This is a genomic window from bacterium (assembly GCA_022616075.1).
Taxonomy (GTDB): domain Bacteria; phylum Acidobacteriota; class HRBIN11; order JAKEFK01; family JAKEFK01; genus JAKEFK01.
Genome location: JAKEFK010000022.1, coordinates 1 through 21,528 on the forward strand (window position 1 = coordinate 1; position 21,528 = coordinate 21,528).

General features: G+C 48.7%; 18 protein-coding genes, 5 tRNA genes and 1 pseudogene. 5 read left to right on the forward strand and 19 right to left on the reverse strand.

Annotated elements, in window-relative coordinates; genetic code table 11:
- The first annotated feature begins 298 nt into the window (after window positions 1–298).
- The 3 genes from L0156_01795 to L0156_01805 all read left to right on the forward strand — a co-directional run bounded on the left by L0156_01795 (window position 299) and on the right by L0156_01805 (window position 2,792).
- On the forward strand, window positions 299–931 hold the full coding sequence (locus tag L0156_01795; GenBank protein MCI0601727.1) for a response regulator transcription factor: 633 nt from the start codon (window positions 299–301) through the stop codon (window positions 929–931).
- A gap of 160 nt (window positions 932–1,091) precedes the next feature.
- A complete protein-coding gene (locus L0156_01800) occupies window positions 1,092–2,312 on the forward strand; it encodes a selenium-binding family protein (GenBank protein ID MCI0601728.1) in 1,221 nt (406 codons plus the stop codon).
- A 150-nt stretch (window positions 2,313–2,462) separates the two neighbouring features.
- Window positions 2,463–2,792 (forward strand): hypothetical protein, encoded by a 330-nt coding sequence (locus tag L0156_01805; protein MCI0601729.1) that lies wholly within the window; start codon window positions 2,463–2,465, stop codon window positions 2,790–2,792.
- A 33-nt stretch (window positions 2,793–2,825) separates the two neighbouring features.
- Here the strand turns inward: L0156_01805 and rpoC are convergent, their stop codons facing one another.
- From rpoC to L0156_01870, 13 genes and pseudogenes are all read right to left on the reverse strand, one after another.
- Window positions 2,826–7,019, reverse strand: coding sequence for a DNA-directed RNA polymerase subunit beta' (gene rpoC / locus L0156_01810; GenBank protein MCI0601730.1), 4,194 nt, complete (start codon window positions 7,017–7,019; stop codon window positions 2,826–2,828).
- 60 nt (window positions 7,020–7,079) lie between these two features.
- Window positions 7,080–11,453 (reverse strand): DNA-directed RNA polymerase subunit beta, encoded by a 4,374-nt coding sequence (rpoB, locus tag L0156_01815; GenBank protein ID MCI0601731.1) that lies wholly within the window; start codon window positions 11,451–11,453, stop codon window positions 7,080–7,082.
- A gap of 90 nt (window positions 11,454–11,543) precedes the next feature.
- Window positions 11,544–11,927: a 50S ribosomal protein L7/L12 gene (gene rplL / locus L0156_01820; protein MCI0601732.1), complete on the reverse strand. Its 384-nt coding sequence runs from the start codon at window positions 11,925–11,927 to the stop codon at window positions 11,544–11,546.
- Between the two features lie 87 nt (window positions 11,928–12,014).
- A pseudogene (gene rplJ / locus L0156_01825) lies at window positions 12,015–12,458 on the reverse strand (50S ribosomal protein L10).
- A gap of 8 nt (window positions 12,459–12,466) precedes the next feature.
- A complete protein-coding gene (rplA, locus tag L0156_01830; protein ID MCI0601733.1) occupies window positions 12,467–13,165 on the reverse strand; it encodes a 50S ribosomal protein L1 in 699 nt (232 codons plus the stop codon).
- Window positions 13,166–13,177: 12 nt separating this feature from the next.
- Window positions 13,178–13,603, reverse strand: coding sequence for a 50S ribosomal protein L11 (rplK, locus tag L0156_01835; GenBank protein MCI0601734.1), 426 nt, complete (start codon window positions 13,601–13,603; stop codon window positions 13,178–13,180).
- 57 nt (window positions 13,604–13,660) lie between these two features.
- Complete coding sequence (nusG, locus tag L0156_01840) at window positions 13,661–14,194, reverse strand: transcription termination/antitermination protein NusG (protein ID MCI0601735.1); 534 nt, start codon at window positions 14,192–14,194, stop codon at window positions 13,661–13,663.
- Between the two features lie 13 nt (window positions 14,195–14,207).
- Window positions 14,208–14,444: a preprotein translocase subunit SecE gene (gene secE / locus L0156_01845; GenBank protein MCI0601736.1), complete on the reverse strand. Its 237-nt coding sequence runs from the start codon at window positions 14,442–14,444 to the stop codon at window positions 14,208–14,210.
- A 35-nt stretch (window positions 14,445–14,479) separates the two neighbouring features.
- Window positions 14,480–14,556 (reverse strand) — tRNA-Trp (locus tag L0156_01850).
- A gap of 7 nt (window positions 14,557–14,563) precedes the next feature.
- Window positions 14,564–14,713, reverse strand: a complete 150-nt coding sequence (gene rpmG / locus L0156_01855) for a 50S ribosomal protein L33 (protein MCI0601737.1) — start codon at window positions 14,711–14,713, stop codon at window positions 14,564–14,566.
- A gap of 47 nt (window positions 14,714–14,760) precedes the next feature.
- Window positions 14,761–14,832: transfer RNA gene (locus tag L0156_01860), tRNA-Thr, on the reverse strand.
- Window positions 14,833–15,100: 268 nt separating this feature from the next.
- Window positions 15,101–15,177 (reverse strand) — tRNA-Gly (locus L0156_01865).
- A 107-nt stretch (window positions 15,178–15,284) separates the two neighbouring features.
- Window positions 15,285–15,367, reverse strand: a tRNA-Tyr gene (locus L0156_01870).
- Between the two features lie 168 nt (window positions 15,368–15,535).
- Here L0156_01870 and L0156_01875 point away from each other — a divergent pair.
- The gene (locus tag L0156_01875; protein ID MCI0601738.1) at window positions 15,536–16,168 is read left to right on the forward strand and encodes a metallophosphatase domain-containing protein; all 633 of its coding nucleotides are present in this window, start codon (window positions 15,536–15,538) and stop codon (window positions 16,166–16,168) included.
- On the opposite strand, the gene L0156_01880 is transcribed toward L0156_01875, so the two are convergent.
- The 6 genes from L0156_01880 to L0156_01905 form a co-directional block, all read right to left on the reverse strand.
- Entirely contained in the window at window positions 16,158–17,657 is a 1,500-nt protein-coding gene (locus L0156_01880) for an ABC transporter permease (GenBank protein MCI0601739.1), read from the reverse strand. The two genes, L0156_01875 and L0156_01880, sit on opposite strands and share 11 nt — an antisense overlap.
- Window positions 17,654–18,619: an ABC transporter ATP-binding protein gene (locus tag L0156_01885; GenBank protein MCI0601740.1), complete on the reverse strand. Its 966-nt coding sequence runs from the start codon at window positions 18,617–18,619 to the stop codon at window positions 17,654–17,656. The genes L0156_01880 and L0156_01885 overlap by 4 nt, the downstream gene beginning before the upstream one ends.
- 119 nt (window positions 18,620–18,738) lie before the next feature.
- The gene (locus L0156_01890) at window positions 18,739–19,455 is read right to left on the reverse strand and encodes a M23 family metallopeptidase (protein MCI0601741.1); all 717 of its coding nucleotides are present in this window, start codon (window positions 19,453–19,455) and stop codon (window positions 18,739–18,741) included.
- Window positions 19,452–20,402 carry a L,D-transpeptidase gene (locus tag L0156_01895; protein MCI0601742.1) on the reverse strand — a complete coding sequence of 317 codons (951 nt, stop codon included), beginning with the start codon at window positions 20,400–20,402 and terminating at the stop codon, window positions 19,452–19,454. The genes L0156_01890 and L0156_01895 overlap by 4 nt, the downstream gene beginning before the upstream one ends.
- Before the next feature lie 103 nt (window positions 20,403–20,505).
- On the reverse strand, window positions 20,506–20,979 hold the full coding sequence (locus tag L0156_01900; protein ID MCI0601743.1) for a GNAT family N-acetyltransferase: 474 nt from the start codon (window positions 20,977–20,979) through the stop codon (window positions 20,506–20,508).
- 143 nt (window positions 20,980–21,122) lie between these two features.
- Window positions 21,123–21,195, reverse strand: a tRNA-Thr gene (locus L0156_01905).
- Window positions 21,196–21,321: 126 nt separating this feature from the next.
- On the opposite strand from L0156_01905, the gene L0156_01910 reads away from it, so the two are divergent.
- A partial coding sequence (locus L0156_01910) for a hypothetical protein (GenBank protein MCI0601744.1) occupies window positions 21,322–21,528 on the forward strand: 207 nt, incomplete at its 3' end.

A 21,528-nucleotide genomic window follows, 5' to 3' on the forward strand; every position in this document is an offset into this window, starting at 1 on the left:
CAATCGACAGTAAACCGGGCAAAGGAACGACGATTACGGTTTCCCTTACTATGCGAGACTCGATCTAATATTGTCGTACTCCAAGTCGGATGCGTACTACTGGTTTGTTTTTTCGTACGACCGCGAATTATTGTATACTTTCTTCAGAATTTCAATTTTTCCGAACGACAAAGCCTATTTCTGCTGAAGCTGACTGTACACCAAAATACTTGCCGTTCACAGTCCGACGAGGCGAGGCAACCTTGAACAACTGCATTTTTTCCTGACCATTCGTAGCAAAAACGAAGGAAGAGTATTCGTGAAAACGGAAAAGCCGATACGTATTTTGGTCGCCGATGACCATCCGATAGTGCGAGAAGGACTTTTAGCGGTGATAAACGCTGAGACCGATATGACCGTAGTAGCCGAGGCAAGCAATAGTCAGGAGACAATTCAGCGATTCCGTGAACAAAGACCAGATGTCGCTTTGTTGGATCTGAGGATGCCGGGACTTGATGGAATCGATGTAACCGCAGAAATTCGAAAGCAATTTCCAAACGCACGGATTATTGTCCTTACATCATACAGTGGAGATGAACTAATTCATCGGGCTTTACAAGCCGGTGCGCGCTCTTACCTTCTAAAGACCGTTGCTACAAACGTACTGCTGGACACAATTCGGGCGGTCCATTCTGGACAGTGGCGCATTCCTCAAGATGTTGCAGCAACTCTGGCCGAAAGGATTCCGATGACCGAATTGACACCCAGGGAAATGGATGTGCTAAAACTGATTGTTAAAGGTTTGAGCAATAAAGAAATTGCCGCTGCACTTCATACCACCGAAGGCACAGTCAAAGGTTACGTCAATACGATTCTTACAAAACTGTGTGTCAATGACCGTACGCAGGCCGCAACGACTGCTCTGAAGCGCGGTATCATTCAACTGGATTAATCTAATACAAAAGGCCTTCGCTATTCTCGCTGCTATCGAAAGTTAGCTAAGAATTCATACCCTTCGTTACTACTGGCATGTCCAACGGCTCTTTAAACTGGATAAAAGAGAACGGCAATCAATGAAGAAAGGTTCGAAAAGATATTAGCAGGAGGATAACATGAGGATTCATTGGAAAACTTTATTGATGTTTATAAGTCTCCTGGTTATTGCAGTGGCTATTGCGAAGACGGGAAGCACAGAAAAATACATGTATGTTTGGGCGAGTGATCAGGGTCACAAGAAACCAGATTTTCTTGCCGTCGTTGATTTTGATCCTTCTTCGCCGGAGTATGGAAAAGTGATCACAACGGTTCCGGTTCCTAACCCAGGCGCAATCGGAAACGAGCCTCATCATGTCGGACTATCTTCTGATGGAAAAATTCTTGCCTGTGGTGGGCTCTTAAGTGTTTTGAAGGGTCAGAAGGAAATCTTCTTTTTCGATGTATCGCGGCCTGATGCGCCGAAATACGTTTCAGCCGCAGACCCGCCGCAGTCCGCCATCACTGACGAATTTTACTCTTTGCCTGGTGGAGGTTTTCTCGTGACCATGATGGGGGGAGCCAAGGGTCATCATCCTGGCAGAGTTGTTGAGTTTGACAAAAGTTTAGAAGTTGTCGCTGAACACCCTGTCAATCCGCCGGATACCGGCTTCAATCCACACGGTATTTCCGTACGTCCTGAAGTCAATTTAATGGTGACTAGCGATTTCATTTGCCCCTCCAGCACCCTACATGCAGTTCCTGGCGACCTTCAATTGAGAGGAAGCGTTCGAGTGTGGGATTTTAAGAAAAGATCCATTGTGAGAACGATTGCGCTGCCGAACCCCTCTGGAACAATCGATGTCAAGCTGATCCCCGGTGATCCGAAACAAAGAGGCTACACGGCGGGGATGACCGATGATCAACTTTATTTGCTGGATACCATCAAAGGAGAGGCCAGATCAGTCTTTGACTTTGGCAGCATTGCAAAAGGCGGCTGGCCGCAACTGATGCGGATAACAAATGATGGGAAGCGCTTGTTCCTATCAATGAATATGGCAGGAAAGGTGGCAATGCTGGATACGTCGAATCCCGAAAAGCCGGCACTGTTAAAGGTACTGGACTTAGGAAAAGATTCCGGACCGCATTACGTTGCGTTGAGCACGGATGAGAAACGACTGGTAATTACAGATTACTTCTTAAACGAAGACGATGCAGGAAAGGTGCACGCTGAAGGAGATCACAAGATCCACGTAGCCATTGTGAGTCCAAAAAATCTGACCCTGGATCCAAAATTCAAACTGGATTTTAACACTGTCTTTGATGCTCCTGCGCGTCCACATGGAGTTGCAATGAGATGAGTTACTGCTATCGAAAGGTAAAGTTCTTGTCCTGGGTGGATACGACTTCCCGAGCGCCACATATCACAACAAGTCGAGCTGAATCATCCAGACGGAGCCTGGAGACCTGGCGTAAACCTGCAAGCAGCCGGTGCTTGGCACACAGCGACGATGCTTCAAAACGGCAAGGTGTTGATCGCAGGAGGCGGGAACGTTTCTGACGGTCTCCACAACGGCGAATTGTTCGACGCGCCAATCCGCCTCCCAAAAATTACCAGCGCTTCAACCTCAGGCAAGAAACTTTTTGTCACCGGCAAGAATTTCGAGCCCGCCGCGGTGATTCTGCTCAACGGAAAAGAGCTCAAGACTTCAATCGATGTTCAGAATCCGACGACTACATTGATCGGCAAGAAGTCTGGCAAAGGGGTTAAACCAGGCGACAAGCTACAGGTCCGAAACCTTAACGGCAAGCTCTCGAAAAAATTCACGTTCTCTAATTAGTCAAAAGGGTCGCGATGACCCTTTAGATTACGCTTATTCTTCGTCAGTCCAGCCAAGCTGCTCTTTCACCGAAGTCACGATGGCTCCTTCAGGCTCATGTTCTTCGGAGGAGGGTAGGCCGAATTCGGGAATTGTCGGATCGTCCGGAATACGAATCGACCTGTAGACCGGCATGCCGGTTCCTGCAGGAATCAAACGTCCCATAATCACATTCTCTTTCAAGCCGCGCAGGAAATCTTCGCTACCCTGGATGCTGGCTTCGGTAAGAACGCGAGTCGTTTCCTGAAAGGAAGCCGCAGAAATGAAGCTCTCCGTGCTCAGAGAAGCTTTTGTAATTCCCAGCAGCACTGGTTTTCCTTTCGCGGGATGTCCACCTTCGGACCTCACTCGCTCGTTCTCTTCCTGGAACAGGAACCTGTCAACGATCTCATCGTAAAGGAACTCTGTATCGCCGACATCTTCCACGCGGACCCAGCGCATCATCTGGCGCGAGATCACTTCGATGTGTTTGTCATTGATGGTGACGTTCTGCAATCTGTAGACTTGCTGGATTTCGTTTACCAGGTATTTCTGCAGTTCCTCTTCACCCATGACCGACAGAATATCGTGCGGGTTGATTGCGCCGTCCATTAAAGCCTGCCCAGCACGAACTCGTTCATTTTCGCGCACGTTCATGTTGGCGCCACGCGGCAACGAGTATTCACGCTGTTCCTGCTCGCTCGATACAAGGATCTTGCGCTGACCTTTGACAATACCACCGTATTTCACAGTGCCATCGATTTCGGTGATCACCGCGGGTTCCTTTGGACGTCGCGCTTCAAAAAGTTCGATAACGCGCGGCAAACCTCCGGTAATATCCTTTGTCTTGGTCGTTTCACGCGGGATCTTCGCAAGAATATCGCCGGGATGCACTTGATCTTTATCCTTCGCCACCAAATGCGCGCGCGAAGGCATCGGGTACTTTTGACTGATCTTGCCTTCCTCGTTGCGCACAACGATTGTGGGCTGCATCTTTTCATCCGGGGATTCGACAATCACATTTTGACGATGTCCCGAAACTTCATCCACTTCTTCATGCAGGGTGACGCCAAATGCGATGTCTTTGTACTCTACGGTGCCGACTTCATCGGACAGAATGACGTTCGAATATGGATCCCATTCTGCAAATACCTGTCCTTTGGAAACCGTTTGCCCATCCGAAACTTTCAGCTTCGCGCCGTAAACGATCGAATACTTTTCGCGATCTCGCCCTTCCTCATCCTGAATAACGATCGAACCGTTCCGGTTCATAACGACCAGGACCCCTTCCTTATTCTTCACGGTCTGCAAATGACGGAACCGGATAATACCGTTCATTCTTGATTCAAGAACGGACTGTTCAACGATTCTGCTGGCCGTTCCACCGATGTGGAATGTTCTCATCGTCAGCTGGGTGCCCGGCTCACCGATCGACTGCGCGGCTAGAATTCCTACCGCTTCACCAAGCTCAGCAAGATGACCGGTTGCAAGATTGCGTCCGTAGCATTTAATGCAAACACCACGGCGCGATTCACAGGTCAACACGGAACGGATCTTCACGCGTTCGATACCCGCGTTTTGAATATTGCTCGATACTTCCTCATCAATTTCCTGACTAACCGAGCAATACATTTCACCGGTAAACGGATCGCGCACATTTTCCTGCGCCACGCGGCCGACAATACGGTCGCGAAGCGGTTCGATGATTTCTCCACCTTCCACAATCGCGCCTACGTAAATGCCTTTATGGGTTCCGCAATCCTGTTCATTGATGATCACGTCTTGTGCAACATCCACCAAACGCCTAGTTAGGTAACCGGAATCGGCAGTTTTCAAAGCCGTATCCGCCAAACCTTTTCGCGCGCCATGCGTGGAGATGAAGTACTGCAGTACGCTCAATCCTTCGCGGAAATTTGTCGTGATCGGCGTTTCAATGATTTCCCCCGAAGGTTTGGCCATCAAACCACGCATTCCGGCAAGCTGGCGAATCTGCAGAGAGCTTCCGCGGGCGCCTGAATCAGCCATCAAGTAAATCGAATTGAATTCGGTTCCCTTGCCTCTTTTCATTCCCGTGAACATTTCGATCGCGATCTTTTCTGTTACGTTGGTCCAGATGTCCACTACCTTGTTATACTTTTCACCTTTTGTGATTGCGCCTTCCAGGTACTGTTGTTCCACTGCACCCACTTCTCTGTGAGCATTCGCAACCAGCGTATTCTTTGTGGTAGGGATTTCGAGATCTTCGATGCCGATCGAAATTCCGGCTTTTGTCGCGTACAGGAATCCGAGCTCTTTCAATGCATCCAGCATTTCAACAGTGGCCTGGTTGCCTTCATTCAAGAAACAGTAATGCACCAACTGCGCTAGCCCCTTCTTTTTCAAGTTTCCATTAACGAATGGAACATGTGAGGGAAGGTGGTTATTGAAAATTACGCGACCTACAGTGGTACGAAGGCGTACGCCTTTGGCATCCGCTTCCAAGATGTCCGCATGCAGAACATCCTGATCATTGTTCAGCAAATTGATGTAACGGCGATTCGTAATTCGCAGATCTATTGTTTCATGCGTTCTTACGAGTCCGTTGTCATAGGCAAGGATGACCTCTTCCTCGGTACCAAACGCTTTGTATTTCTTGCGGTGCAGCGTTTCATCAAATTCCTTCTCGTTGGTCAAATAGTAAATCCCGAGAACCATATCCTGGCTCGGAACCGCCAGTGGCGATCCATGCGCCGGTGAAAGCAAGTTATTGGTTGCAATCATCAGCACGCCGGCTTCGATTTGCGACGCAACGGATAAAGGAACATGAACAGCCATCTGATCGCCATCAAAATCTGCATTGAAGGCCGCACAAACGAGCGGATGAATCTTGATCGCTTTGCCATCAACAAGCACTGGCTGAAACGCCTGAATTCCCAACCGGTGAAGCGTCGGAGCGCGGTTCAGAAGAACCGGATGATCTTTGATCACATCTTCAAGAACTTCCCAAACGATCGGCTCTTCCTGTTCGACCATTTCTTTCGATCGCTTGATCGTGTCGGATGCGCCGGTCTCTTCCAGTTTTTGGAAGATGAAAGGCTTGAAAAGCTCGATCGCCATTTTTTTCGGCAAACCGCACTGATGCAGTTTCAGCTCTGGTCCGACAACGATAACCGAACGGCCCGAGTAATCCACTCGTTTTCCAAGGAGATTCTGGCGGAAACGGCCCTGTTTCCCTTTCAACGCATCGCTCAATGATTTGAGCGGACGATTGTTCGTGCCACGCAAAATTTTGCCACGCCGTCCATTGTCAAACAGCGCGTCGACTGCTTCCTGAAGCATCCGTTTTTCATTTCGGATGATGACATCGGGTGCTTTCAATTCCAGAAGCTTTTTCAAACGGTTGTTCCGGTTGATCACGCGGCGGTAAAGATCATTCAGATCTGATGTCGCGAATCGTCCACCATCCAGCGGAACCAGAGGGCGCAGATCCGGAGGCAACACAGGAATCACATCCAGGATCATCCATTCCGGCTTGTTACCGGATTTGCGGAATGCTTCCACAACCCTTAACTGCTTCGCAAACTTCATTTTCTTCTGGATGGAATTCTCTTCCTTCATCTTCTTGCGAAGCTCACGGCCCAGCCTTTCGACATCCACTCGTTTCAGAAGCTCTTTGATTGCTTCCGCGCCCATCATGGCCACGATGTCGGAGTGTTCGGCTCGAAGCTGATAATATTCTTCAACAGAGATCAGCTCCTTTTCTTTGACCTCTTTCGATTTTCCAGGATCGACAACAACATAAGACTCAAAATAAAGAATCCTCTCCAGATCTTTTAAGGAGAGATTCAACAACTGACCAATGCGGCTGGGCAAACCCTTGAAAAACCAGACATGCGAAACCGGGCTGACCAGCTCAATGTGGCCCAACCGTTCGCGACGCACTTTTGCGAGAGTGACTTCGACTCCGCATTTTTCGCAGATCACTCCCTTGTGCTTCATCTTCTTATACTTTCCGCACAAACATTCCCAATCGTTGACCGGACCGAAAATTTTTGCGCAAAACAGGCCATCCTTTTCCGGTTTGAAAGTGCGGTAGTTTATCGTTTCCGGCTTCTTCACTTCGCCATGTGACCAGGACCGGATCTTTTCCGGAGAAGCAAGCGAAATGCGAATACTGGTAAAGTCGTTAATATTTAATGGTCTTTGTTTTTGTCGTTCTACTATATTCAATTTACTTTCCTCCTAGGCGCGCAAATCGTCTTCGCGTCTGGCGTCTTCGCGTCTCCGCGTTTACTCTTCATCATCCTCATCTACCTCATCGAATTTTTGTTCGACGCGCATTTCAACATCGAGTGCCAGGGACTGCAGCTCCTTGACAAGGACGTTAAAGGATTCCGGCAATCCGGGTTCATAGAATGGCTCTCCGCGAACCACGGTTTCGTAGATCTTGCTGCGGCCGTAAACATCATCCGATTTGGCAGTTAGCAATTCCTGCAGCGTATGGGATGCGCCATAAGCTTCAAGCGCCCACACCTCCATTTCTCCAAAACGCTGTCCACCAAATTGCGCTTTTCCGCCCAGCGGTTGCTGTGTAATCAGCGAGTAAGGACCAATCGAACGAGCGTGGATCTTGTCATCTACCAGATGCGCCAACTTCAACATGTATATGTAACCAACGGTAATCTGCTGCTCGAAAGGCTCACCGGAAATTCCATCATGGAGCACGGTCTTACCGATCAACGGCAAACCTGATTTTCTGAGCAGGTCCTTAATCTCCTGTTCCGAAGCTCCGTCAAAGACAGGAGTCGAGAACCGCATTCCCAGCGCTCTTCCCGCCCATCCAAGGTGCGTCTCCAGAATTTGTCCCACATTCATACGGGAGGGAACTCCCAGCGGATTCAAAACGATTTCCACCGGCGTGCCATCCGGCAAGAAAGGCATATCTTCTTCCGGAAGAATAACAGCGATGACACCCTTGTTTCCATGCCGTCCTGCCATCTTGTCTCCAACCGAGAGCTTGCGTTTCATGGCAATGTAAACCTTGACGAGCTTGATTACTCCTGGCGGCAGATCATCTCCTTTTTCAAACCGGCTGAACTTCTCCTGATACGTCTGCTTCAATACTTCCACGCGCCGGTCATACTTCATGAACAGATCTTCCAGTTTCTCCAGCACTGATTCTTTGCGAGGCCGTACTTTCAGCTTTTTTAGCTTCTCAATCGGAATTTCCCGAATATCATCGAAGGTAATTCTATTGTTCTTCTCCAAAAGCCTCGTGCCGTCCGAATCAATCAGGTCTTCAGCGGCAATGTATCCATCCAGAATTCCTACAATGTGAACCTTCACGGAATCACTCAGGATGCGGATTTCATCATCGAGATTCTTTTTAAGACGGGCCATTTCTTCCGCTTCAATGGCTTTCGTCTTTTCATCTTTTTCCTGTCCTCTTCGCGTGAAGATTTTCACATCCACCACGATTCCTTCGATTCCAGGCGGACAGACCAGCGAAGCATCTTTGAAATCGCCGGCTTTTTCGCCGAAGATCGCGCGAAGTAATTTCTCTTCCGGTGACAGGACACTTTCTCCTTTCGGAGTGATTTTGCCGACCAGAATATCGCCCGGTTTTACGTAGGCGCCGATCCGGATGATTCCTGATTCATCCAGCTGAGCAAGCGCATCTTCATCAGGGTTTGGAATGTCGCGTGTGATGTCCTCCGGCCCGAGTTTAGTATCTCGCGCGGCAGTCTCAAATTCTTCGATGTGGATCGAAGTGAATGCATCCGTTTTTACGAGCCGTTCGCTGATGACGATTGCATCCTCAAAGTTGTATCCGCGCCAGGGCATAAATGCAACAAGGACGTTCTGGCCAAGCGCCAATTCGCCCTGATCCGTGCAAGGTCCATCCGCAAGGATGTCCCCTTTGTGCACGCGCTGGCCGCGCAACGCAATCGGTTTCTGATTGATGCAGGTGTTCTGATTGGAGCGTTTGAACTTTGTGAGTTCGTAGATATCTGCGCCCGAGTCGCCCATGAAGCGATCTCCTTTTGTATCAGTATCCACTCGCACAATGATGCGGTTCGCATCCAGCGAATCCACGATTCCTTCCCGCTTGCATCGGATGACCGAGCCTGAATCTTTCGCGGCAATCCCTTCCATTCCAGTGCCAACCAGAGGAGAATTCGGCCGGATCAGCGGAACCGCCTGACGCTGCATGTTCGATCCCATCAACGCGCGGTTTGCGTCATCGTGCTCCAGAAAGGGAATCAAGGACGCAGCCACGCTCACGAGTTGCTTTGGTGAAACATCGATGAAGTCGATCTGCTCGCGATGAGCGAGAATGAAATCACCGGCAGCGCGGGCGTTCATACGTTCCTGCACAAGGCGTCCATGCTCATCCACTTCCGCATTCGCCTGAGCAATGATGTACTTGTCCTCTTCCCACGCCGTTAAATAGAACACGTAAGGTTCGAAATTGACTGGGCTCTTTCCTTCACGCCTCAATGCGGCATTCGCTTTTTTCACTTCGTTCAATTCGACTATCGCATTCCTGTCGTAGTCGGAATCCCCTTCGTGAATGATGCGGCAGTAATCCACGATCCGCCCATCCTTCACCTTGCGATAAGGAGATTCGATAAATCCGAAATCATTGATACGCGCAAAACAGCTCAAGGAGGAGATCAGGCCGATGTTCGGTCCTTCCGGCGTCTCAATCGGACAAATGCGCCCGTAATGAGTCGGATGAACGTCGCGCACTTCAAATCCCGCTCGCTCACGGCTCAATCCGCCGGGTCCCAGCGCGCTCAAACGCCTTTTGTGCGTGATTTCTGAAATCGGATTCGTTTGATCCATAAACTGCGACAGCTGGCTGCTGCCGAAAAATTCACGGATTGCTGCAACGACCGGCTTGGCGTTAATGACGTCGTTCGGCATCGCCGTAGCAATTTCCTGATACACGCTCATGCGCTCTTTAATTGCGCGCTCCATCCGGAGGAGACCAAGACGAAACTGGTTTTGCAGCAACTCACCAACCGAGCGAACGCGCCGGTTTCCAAGATGATCGATGTCATCGATTGTCCCGATATTCTTTTTCAAACGCAGGACGTAACTGATCACCGCCGTGTAATCATCCTTGCTGAGCAGTTTTTCATCGAGATCCGTGGTCAGATTCAAACGCGTATTCAACTTCAAACGGCCAACCCGCGAAAAATCGTACTTCTTCCGGTTAAAGAACATGTCTTCAAAGAAAGTTCTCGATGTCTCTGTGGTTGGCGGATCGCCGGGACGCAGCCTCCGATAGATTTCTTTGTAAGCGTCATCGGCGGTTGCAATCGGGTCCTTTTTCAAGGTATTGCTTAGCGTGGATCCAATTTCCGTTCGTTCAGGAAAGAAGATTTCAAAAGACTTGATGTTGTGAAGCAGAATCTGCTCACCGACACTCTTTGTGAATTCCTGATTCGCCTGGGCAAGCACTTCACCGGTCTCTTCATTGATCAGGTCCGCAGCAAAAAACCCACCTTCCAGTTCTTCGAGAGTAACCGCGATGTATTCGATCTTGCGGTTTTCCAGTTCGTGGTGTTGGTTCTTGCTGATTTTCTTGCCGGCGGCTACCAGAACTTCTCTCGATTTCGGATCCACGAGATCGCGCGAGACTTTCAAGCCGACCAAACGCTCCGAAACAGAAAGCCACAGCTGATCGTTCTCTCTCATCACTGTTTCGGTCGGATAGAACAAAGGAATGATGTCGCCGTTTGTTACCGGAACATTTTCCAGCTTCTCAGCTTTCTTTCCTTCCCTTTCGGCTCTTTCCGGCGATTTTTTCAGTATTTGATGTTTGTGAAATCCAATCAATGCGCGAAGGAACACTGTGCCCAAAAATTTCCGCTTGCGGTCAATGCGGACATAAAGCAGGTCTTTTGCGTCCAGCTCAAACTCCACCCATGAGCCGTAGTAAGGAATGATCTGGGCCGTGAAGGCATTCTTTCCACTTTCATGGAAAAATACGCCGGCTGAACGGTGCAGCTGGCTTACAATCACGCGCTCTGTGCCGTTAATGACGAACGTTCCCGTATCGGTCATTAAGGGAATCTCCCCGAAATACGCCTCTTGTTCCTTTACATCGCGAATCGTTTTTGTGCCGGTTTCAGGATCTTTGTCATACACAGCGAGTCGCAGAGTTACCTTCAAAGGCGCGGCATAAGTCATACCGCGTTCCTTACATTCGGTTACGCTGTATTTGAGATTCAGCTCCACATAGGTACCGCAAGAATCGCAAAGGGGCAGCGCATCCTCGTTCACAAAAGCGCATTGAGGACAGGGCACGTCACTCCCGTCGCGGGGATCAATGATGATCCTGTAATTGCACTTTGCGCAGTTAACGCGGAGATTCTGCACTCCTTTCATCTTTCCGCATTTGCATTGCCAGTTGCCGATCGAATAATCGACAAATTGCAAAGTGCAAATATCGCGGTAATCAGTTATCGGAAACACGCTGTTGAAAACAGCCTGCAAACCGGTGTCTTTCCGTTCACTCGGCATCAGATTCATTTGAAGAAATTCGTCGTAGGATTTCTTCTGAATCTCAATCAGATTCGGAATCTGAAACGCCTCGGGAATCTTGGAAAAACTAATTCGTTCGCGAGAACTGGGTGTTGTAGTTTCCTTCATAATGTTTTCACTTTCCTCATTTTGTATCGCCGGCTTCCAGCCGGCCCTTTCGAACCATTTGCCGCCAAGATGGCGCGCTTTACAAACCGCTTACTTCACTTCTACTTCAGCACCAGATTCAGCAAACTTCTTCTTAATGGTGTCGGCTTCTTCTTTGGTTACCGCTTCTTTCAACGGTTTCGGCACACCTTCTACCAGATCCTTGGCTTCTTTCAAACCAAGATTCGTTACTTCGCGGACAATTTTAATGATGTTGATTTTCTTATCGGCAGGAAAAGCTTTCAGCACAACATCAAACTGAGTCTTTTCCTCTTTTTTCTCGGCTTCCGCAGCGGCGCCCGGAGCTGCTGAAGCAGCAACAGGAGCGGCCATGGCAGCGGACACTCCGAATTTTTCTTCCAGTTGTTTAATCAACTGAGACAATTGAAGAACGCTCATGTCTTCAATCGATTTGATGATCTCTTCCGTGTTCATTTCTCCTCCTGAGGATTCTGGTCTGGTCTTCTGTATTTCAGACAGCACAACCATAAATTTTTGAATAGTTCCGTTTAAAACCCACACTAACCTTCGCAAAGGGGACGCCAGCAATCCGACCACTTGAGCCTGGAGTTGGGCGCGGGAAGGCATGTTCGCAATTTCACTGATCCGTTTTCCTTCGATAAAGGAACCTTCCATGTATCCCGCCTTAATCACCAGATTCGGATTGTCCCTGGAAATGGTATTCAAGACCTTTGCCAAACCTGCGGCGTCCTGATCCGTAAAAGCGATGCCTGTGGGACCTTCAAAGTACTTTTCCAGCACATTGAGAGGCAGATCTTTTGCCGCCAGCGCAGCAAGAGTATTCTTTACAACTTTAAAATGACCCTGCGATTTGCGAATTTGACGCCGGAGATCCGTAGCATCCACAACTTTCATTCCACGAAAATCTACCAGGAAGGCGTTTTTGATCTTTTCAAAATCCTGTTTTAACCTTTCTACTTCTTGATTCTTCTCTTGGCGATTCATGAAACCTCCTAGGATGCCGATTTCGAATCAAGCGTCGTTGTATCGATTCGAACGCTCGGACTCATCGTAGCGGTCAAGTACAATTTCTGAATATATTTTCCTTTTGCCGCGGCCGGTTTGGCTTTTAAAATAGCGTCGAGAAGTGTGCGGGTGTTTTCCACCAGTTTGTCCTTACTGAAAGACATCTTGCCGAGCTGAACGTGCACGTTAGACGTCTTGTCGATGCGGAATTCGACTTTACCCGCTTTTACTTCCTGAATAGCTCTCGCGACATCAAAGGTCACTGTGCCTGATTTCGGGTTCGGCATCAGACCCCGTGGACCGAGAACTTTTCCGAGTTTAGCGACGCTCTTCATCATGTCCGGTGTTGCAATCACGGATTCAAAATCCATCCAGCCGCCGGTGATCTTATCCACCATCTCTTCACCACCCACAAAATCGGCGCCTGCTTGTTCGGCTTCATGAACTTTTTCACCGCTCGCAATCACAAGCACCTTCTTGGATTTCCCGGTGCCGTGAGGCAAAACAACTGTGCCGCGAACCATTTGATCCGCATGTTTCGGATCAACTCCTAAACGCATGTGCGCTTCAAGAGTTTCATCAAACTTCGCAAATTTTACTTTTTGCAAAAGCTCGATCGCTTCGGGAACAGAGTAATCGCGGTCTTCAACCTGTTCCTTCGCTTTTAAGAATTTTTTGCCTGCCATCAACTCCCTCCTTTAGGAAACGATGTCCAACCCCATGCTGCGCGCGGTCCCACGAATAATCTGAACCGCAGCTTCCAGCGAGTTGGCATTGAGGTCTGGTAATTTCGTTTTGGCAATTTCTTCAATTTGTTTTTCCGTTACCTTGCCCACCTTGTTCTTGTTCGGTTCACCGGAACCTTTGATGATTCCGGCTGCCTTTTTCAGCATTTCCGAAGCAGGAGGTGTCTTGGTAATGAATGTATAAGTGCGGTCTGCGTAAACAGTGATAATCACGGGAATGATCGAGCCTTCCATCGCTTTGGTGCGCTCATTGAAGGTTTTACAAAACTCCATGATGTTCAGACCGTGCTGGCCGAGAGCCGGTCCTACAGGCGGAGCAGGAGTAGCCTTTCCTCCCGGTATTTGCAACTTGATTTGCCCTGTAATCTTTTTTGCCATAAATCACCTTTTATTAACCGCCAAGGCGCCAAGGCGCCAAGATCGGCTTAAATTTCTTTATGTAATTTTTTCCACCTGAAGGAAGTCGAGTTCCACCGGTGTGGCACGCCCGAAAATGGTGACCATCACTTTCAACGTGTTTTTGACCGGATTAATCTCTTCCACCTGACCCGTAAAATTGCTGAACGGCCCATCGATGATCTTGATCGTTTCTCCCTTATCGAACAGGAACTTCGGTACCGGCTTCTCCGCGGCCGTGGTGATCTGATGAACAATTTGTTCCACTTCCCCTTCAGAAAGAGGAGTGGGCGTTTTACCGGAACCAACAAATCCGGAGACTTTCGGGGTGTTTACAATCACATGCCAGACATCATCCGACATTTCCATTTCCACAAGGATGTAGCCGGGATAAAATTTCTTTTCCGTCTCCACCTTTCTTCCACTCTTCATTTCCAGCACTTTCTGTGTAGGAATCAGCACCTGACCCACTTGATCATCCAGGCCAAACACTTCCACTCGCTTTCTCAGCGCGTCCACAACTTTGTTTTCGTATCCTGAGTACGTGTGAATGACATACCATTTCTTAGCCATAAAAAGTCACTTCCTAAGCAAGAACTTTAAAAAGATGTTCCAACCCTTTGTGTAACGCCAGGTCCACCAGATAAAGGAAAATACCGAACAGGAATATGGCAATGATCACCACGATCGTTGTATCCCGAACTTCTTTGAAAGTCGGCCATGTCACTTTGCGAACTTCGGCATTCACTTCGATAAAAAACGTTTTGATGTTTGTCCATTTATCCTTGATACTGGCGAGACCTTGCTCCAATTTATTCACCATAAGCAGTCTTCCTGTCGTTTGCATATCCGGTGATATGGCAGGCCAGGAGGGATTCGAACCCCCAACATCCGGTTTTGGAGACCGGCGCTCTAGCCGTTCGAGCTACTGGCCTATCCTCCTTACTTCACTTCTTTATGAACTGTATGATGCCGGCACCACGGACAATATTTTTTCCGTTCCAGTTTATCCGGCGTGTTTTTCTTGTTTTTTGTAGTACTGTAATTGCGGCGTTTGCATTCGCCACACTGCATTTGAATGATTTCTTGCATTGCCAACCTCTAGTGACTAGTCACTAGCCACTAGTTACTAGTCAGGAAGCCCACGACCGGGATTGAACCGGTGACCCCTTCCTTACCAAGGAAGTGCTCTACCACTGAGCTACATGGGCAAAATGATTTCAGATGTAAGATTTCAGATATCAGATGGAACCGTCTTTGGCGGAGTTAGCGCCGCAGGCTTCAATCTGCAATCTAAAATCTGCAATCTGAAATCGTTCGTGGATGGCCCTCGTATGGAGCGGATGAAGCTCGCAGATGTTTCGGCAATCCGTTACTTATTTCACCGCAGAGATCGCAGAAGACACAAAGAAAAGAAAGAGATTTCTCGTTTCTCTCTGCGCGCTCTACGTTCTCTGCGGTGAAGCGTTGGAACTCTTGTGGAGCGGGAAACGGGATTCGAACCCGCGACCCTCAGCTTGGAAGGCTGATGCTCTAGCCGACTGAGCTATTCCCGCCTCCCAAGAATTCCGCCAGCGCTAAGCGCTCAGTGCCACTCGCCAGAAACTGGTGATAGGAGCTGAAAGCTTACTACTATTGGATTAGTTCTAATCTATTGTTAGAGTGGGCAGTGAAGGATTCGAACCTCCGTAGCCGTCCGGCGGCAGATTTACAGTCTGCTCCCTTTGTCCACTCGGGCAACTGCCCAATTTTAGTTTTTCACCCCTAAAATAAAAAACGGCCAAAGAGGACAAACTTCCCCTTCCAGCTGTCAAGAGTATATTCAAAAAGGTGACACTTGGCAATAGGCAAACTTCATCTTCCCTTGCCAAATGCTATCTATATTATAAGGATTTCTGCGATAGGATCAAATCGATGCTGATTTGCTGTATTTCAGATACCCATGAGCGCCATCAGGAGCTCGAAATTCCACCCTGTGATCTCCTCCTGCACGGAGGGGATATCACTGGAATGGGAAAACCCCATGCGCTGATAAAATTCAACGATTGGTGTCACTCCCTCCTCGAGAAAGGGACGGTTCGAAAGATCATTTGCATCGCCGGCAATCACGATTTTTTGTTTGAGCGGAATCCGGCGGAGGCACGAAGTTTATTAACTGCGCCAACCTATTTGGAGGATTCGGGTTATGTATGGGAAGGGCTCAGTTTCTGGGGAACACCCTGGCAGCCCTGGTTTTATGATTGGGCATTCAATCTTCGCACCGAAGAGGAACTCAGGCAAAAATTCCAGCTGATTCCTCCAGATACAGATATCCTCCTTTCGCATGGCCCACCCAAAGGAATCCTCGATCGCACCGTTCGAGGAGATGCAGTGGGATCCACAGCACTCCTGCAAAGGATCCGGGAAATCCGTCCGAAGCTAGTCGTCTTCGGTCATATTCATGAGGGTTATGGGAAGCATGAAGAAGATGGAATCACCTACCTGAATGCTTCCACCTGCGATGTTCATTATCGCGCGGTAAATGAACCGTTGCTCTTTAAGTGCTGACAATTCGCTTGCGCAAAATGCGGTAAACAACCACGAAGAAGTAAGCCCCCATCGTTGTGAGAAGAGCAAAGAGAAAAAGATCCGGGACCTCGCCCCTCAAAAGATTATCCTGAGCAAGGCGAATTCCGTACGTGGCCGGCAGAATCCACGATATCAAACGAATCGGTTCCCACAACAGTTCCAGATTTAACAAAAAACCGGAGAAGAAAATGCTCACAAGCAGAAAAATCATCGTGTATTGAATTGCTTGTGTTTCTGTCCTGGCGAGCAGCGAAAAAAGAAAGCCAATTCCCATGGAGGCAAATACGAGAGCCGCAAGAATCGCTGCGAGGTAGCGCAGATCCCCCAGCATCGGCATCCTCAAACCAAACAAAAGTGCCGCTGTCAAAGCAGAAGCAACCAGCGCTGCAATTACGAAATAACCCAGATACTTGCCGAGAATCATTTCAAGCGGCCGCAAAGGCGAGACTTGAAACAGTTCAGCTGCGCCCGAACGAAACTCCCGCACAACGGACAATCCTGCAAACGTAACAGCGAGATGCTGCAACAAAAGAACAATTACAGATGGGATAAAAAATTGAGGTAATTCAGGTTTTGATTTGGCAATCGTCACAGCTTTACTTGTAAAGGGTGAAACGAGAACCCGTGGATCTATTTTCATGAAATCGGACAAACTCGCTTGCACGTAAGTAAGATCCTTTTCAATTTCAGTGGCGACTCTGGCTTCCTTTGAATAGTCGGTCTGTTCCGGATTTAACTTCGTCAAGGAATCGATATTGGCATGGAGCGCCTGACGCCTGCTTCGAATTTCCTCTAGCTCTGATGGCTCGAGCGCTCCCTCTTTTGCAATCTCTCCTTCCATCCTGCCTTCTATCCGCGCAAGAGTTTCATTCAGTTTCTTCTGATTTTCCTGCGCTGTTGTGATCTCCCGCTTGTCCAGCGCATTCCTCAGCGCTTGCACTGACTGAATTGCTTCAGCAAGATCCGTCTGAACGGCGACCGCCTGTGTCTTCTTTTTCTCCAGAGCGGTGCCGAGAATCCAACGGTTTAGTTTGTCTGTGTAGAGTTGCCCCGTGAATTCAACATAGTCGGCCTGGTATGGATCCACTTCGTTATGCAGCACCGTAATCACCATTTGCTGGCTGCTGCGCAGAGCTTGAAAACTTTGATCCGGAACAAGTACAAGCAGATCAACTTCACGATGCCGGAGTTTGGATCTCGCTTCAGCGAGATTCTCCGATATCCCGACTACCTGCAGCTGAGATCCCAGATTCTGAGCATATTCTCGAACCGTTTGATGAACAGGATTCTGCCTGCTAACAACAATGAGCGCGCGCAAATTTCTTCCTTCATTCCTGTACCCGATTCCGAAAAGCAAGAGAATCAAAAAAGGACCAAGAATCAAAGTAAGGAGCAGGCGCGGCTGCCGGAAAATCTCAATCATTTCCTTTCGCGCAAAGGCGCCGATTCGTATGAGAGGCGCGATCATGAGGGCTCCTCCTCTTTTTTAACAAGGTGCACGAACACATCATCAAAGGGAGGCGCATAGGGTTCGATCGATTTCACCGCGATGCTTTTCGAGTTCGTAAATTCGATGAGGGCTGGGATCGCGGTGCTCGCCTCATTCACCAGGACCCTCACCTTATTTTCATCCATGAGTTTTGGACGTCCTTTTAGAAAAGGCAATTCGGTCAATTGATGTACATAATTCAGATCCAGCGGTTGATTCTCTTCTGTTGTGATGTCTACCATCTCTCCGCCATAGGCCCTTTTGCGAAGTCCTTCCGGTGTGTCGACGCACAGAAGTGAGCCTTCAACCATGACTCCTATTCTGTCGCAATACGCGGCTTCCGAAACATATTGAGTTGTAACGAACAATGTGCGGCCTTGATTGCGGAGCTCTTGAAAGTAATCCCAGAATTTTCTTCGCAAAACCGGATCGATCCCGGCGGTAGGTTCATCCAGGAATAGAATGTCCGGTTGATGCACCATCGCCGCTGCAAGACTCAAACGTCTCTGCATTCCTCCGGAAATTTTCGATGTGAGCTTTCGCCTGTCATCCTTTAAATCCACAAAGTCCAGAATCTTTTTGAGTCGCCGGCCACGCAAAAGACCCATTCCGTAAAGCGAGGCGGAGAAGTTCAGATTTTCCCAGACCGTTAAATCGGGATACAGAGCAAAGAGCTGCGGCATATAGCCGATTCGACGTCGCTCTTTGTCGTTGAGCTTGACGGATGATTGCCCGAGAACATGGGCCTCACCCTCGCTTGGCAAGTAGTATCCGGTTAGCAAACGCACCGTGGAAGTCTTCCCGCAACCGCTCGGTCCGATGAAACCAAAAATCTGGCCGGGATGAATTTCCAGCGAAACATCGCGGACCGCGTATGCTTCGTCGAATTTTTTGCTGAGGCCTCTTGCGATAATGACCGGCCCGCCATTCCCGTTATTCATGAATACACCCTCTTCAAATCCAAAGTCTACGCGACATCGTTTGCGCCGGACATAGCCTCTGCCATCATTCTTGTGTCATCGGCCGTGGTTCAGGTCTGTGGTCTGTGCGACCACAGCTTTTACGGATAGATTGGATAAGGATCGATTGGTTTTCCCTGCCACCAACGACCCGCCTCAGTGGCGCGATAAATTGCGAAATGAAGATGGGGAGTGTTCGGTGGAGCATTGCCGGAAGTGCCAACGTAACCGATGACCTGACCCTTTTTTACACTCGCGCCCTCTTTGAGATTCGGGGCATATTTTTCGAGATGCGCGTAATAGTAGACGTACGAGTTTGTGGGATCAAATTGATACACCGTGATTCCACCGAATTTGCTGGTCCACAATCGGGCGATTTTTCCATCTTCAATTGCGATTACCGGCGTATTTCGCGGCGCAAGGATGTCGACTCCTTCATGCAAACGTCCACCGCCGCGCGAGTCCCTGAATGTGTTTTTCATGGTCTTGCGGGGCATTGCCTGCAACGGAAACAGCAATTGTCTTTGCTTTAGAACTTTGATGTCATTTGCATACTCTTCCGGCCGCGGAAGCAGGTCGGTGGGTTTTATCGGACTTCTGGCCGATAGTGCCTTCTGTGGTTGTGCAGTTTGAGCAGTTTTCAAAGGCGTTTGTTTTGAAACGGAATTCGCTTCCATTGAATCAAGCCACGCCCGGTAAGGCACAAAATGATAATTCTCCTGAAGATGAAAGCCGAACAGAAGCACGGCGAAAGTAAATGCAAAATACCCCGCCGCGCCCCCCAGAATCGTATGGAATCTGGATTGTGTACTAATCATTCAAAAATGACAGGTGTACCGTGCCACACCAGTGACGCAAGTTTTTCAGCGTCCCAGTTTGTGAGCCTGATACAACCGTGAGATTCAGAATAACCAATCTTCCCCGGCTCAGGTGTACCGTGCAATCCATAATGCGGCGCACTGATATCAATCCAAACCGTTCCTACAGGATTGTTCGGGCCAGGGGGGAGTTTGGCCTTTGTGTGCGTCGCCGGGGCATCCTGAAAAAGCTCAGGACTGTATTCAAAGCATGGATTCCTTGACACGCCATTCACCTTCCATGCTCCGACCGGATAGGGATATTGATCGCTGCCGGCCGTAATAGGCGCAAAAAATATTGTTTTCCCATCGCCGTCTTTCACAATCAATTGCTGATATTCTTTCGATAGTACTACTGTATTAGAACTCTTTTCCGCTGGTTGTTTTTTCCCCGCGACTTGCTCAACCATTTCCTGCTCGGGCTGTTTTTCTTGCGCGAGCACGTTCGGAACTCTGATTTCCGAACCGGCGGAGAAATCGGAATTCGGATTTAATTTCATCAATATTGCGGGACCGGCATGAAACTTTTCAGACAAAGCTTCCATACTTGAAGTATAAGAAAGGTTTTTTAATTTCGCTTGCTCCATGAAATCCTCCGGGATCTTTTCAACAAACGGACCCTTTACATCTGCTTCGGTAATCTTATAAATAACAATCGGCTCTACGCCATCCTCACGCAGGGCGTGCAATGTTTCTTCATTGGCGTTTAGTGAAATTGGAATCCCTTGTGTCTCTTGAAATACAGCCAGAGCTTTTTGAGTATTCTTGCCGATCGCGCCATCGATTTCGCCCGGTGAAAATCCTTTGCGGTCCAGCCAGATCTGTAATTCCAGTCTGGGATTCAGTTTTTGTGCAGAAGATACGAACGAACAGAATAGTAACAAAATCAGGATCGGCGCCTTTCTCATCTTCAAATTGTCCACTGCTCTGAAGATACGCGCAGTAGCGTTTTCAAAACATAAGTGAGAGGATATTTTTCTTGTAGAAGGAGTTTATCTGTGGCGTCGGAAACTACGTGACAATCGACTTCGAATCCTGCCAGTAGTCCGGTTGCTCTTCAGTTTTGGGATCACGATGTTCCATCCAGCGCTCAGGCTTTTTCAACTCTTCAAAGCCGAAGCGCCTGTAAAGCTCATGAGCGTCTTTAGTGGCAAGAACCCAGCGGCGAAATCCTTGCAATTTGGGATGAGCCATCATAACTTCCATCAACCACTTGGCAAGACCCTGACCACGGAATTCTTCGATGACGAAAACATCCGCAATCCACGCGAAAGTCGCATAGTCCGTAATGACCCGCGCGAAACCCACCTGCTTTTTGCCTTCATAGATCCCGAACGCTACTGAGTTTCGAATCGAGCGCTCGATGGTTGCCCGCGACCGTCCGGTTGCCCAGTAAGACTGCGTGCTCAAAAAGTTGTGGATCAAATCGAGGTCGAACCGCTTTCGATTCGTGTCAATCTCAAAGTTGTTCTTCCGCCATTTCATGAGTTGATGATAAGACGAACCACGGCAAACCTGTAGTGGCAGAGCATTTGCCCTCCAAACAGCACAGATTTTGATCGTAATTCAACTTATGGAGGTTTCGGTTTCAGGAGCGGCGCGCAAATGCTCTGCGACCAGATGCGAGAAGCTGGCGGAGGGACTTGAACCCCCGACCTGAGGTTTACAAAACCCCTGCTCTGCCAACTGAGCTACGCCAGCGTCAATTTTGAGGAACTATATCATAGGACGTCGCGGGCGTCGTGTCAAAAAACTCCGGGAAGCACCATCTGTTTCACAGTCTTCTGCAATTAACGTGTAAAGAGAAATCATTTTCGGAGGAATCCTATGAAAGCACGAATTATCATGACTGGTTTGCTTTTAATACTAATTGCAGCCGCTCCGCTCATCGCAGGAAAAGGCGGGATCAAAGTAAGCACCGTTACAGTTGACTGCGGTGATGCGAAAAAGGAGACGAACATTTTAACATCCGGCGGATCTGCGCGAATCTGGATCAATGTTCCAGCCGGCAATGATACGGACAACATTTCTTAC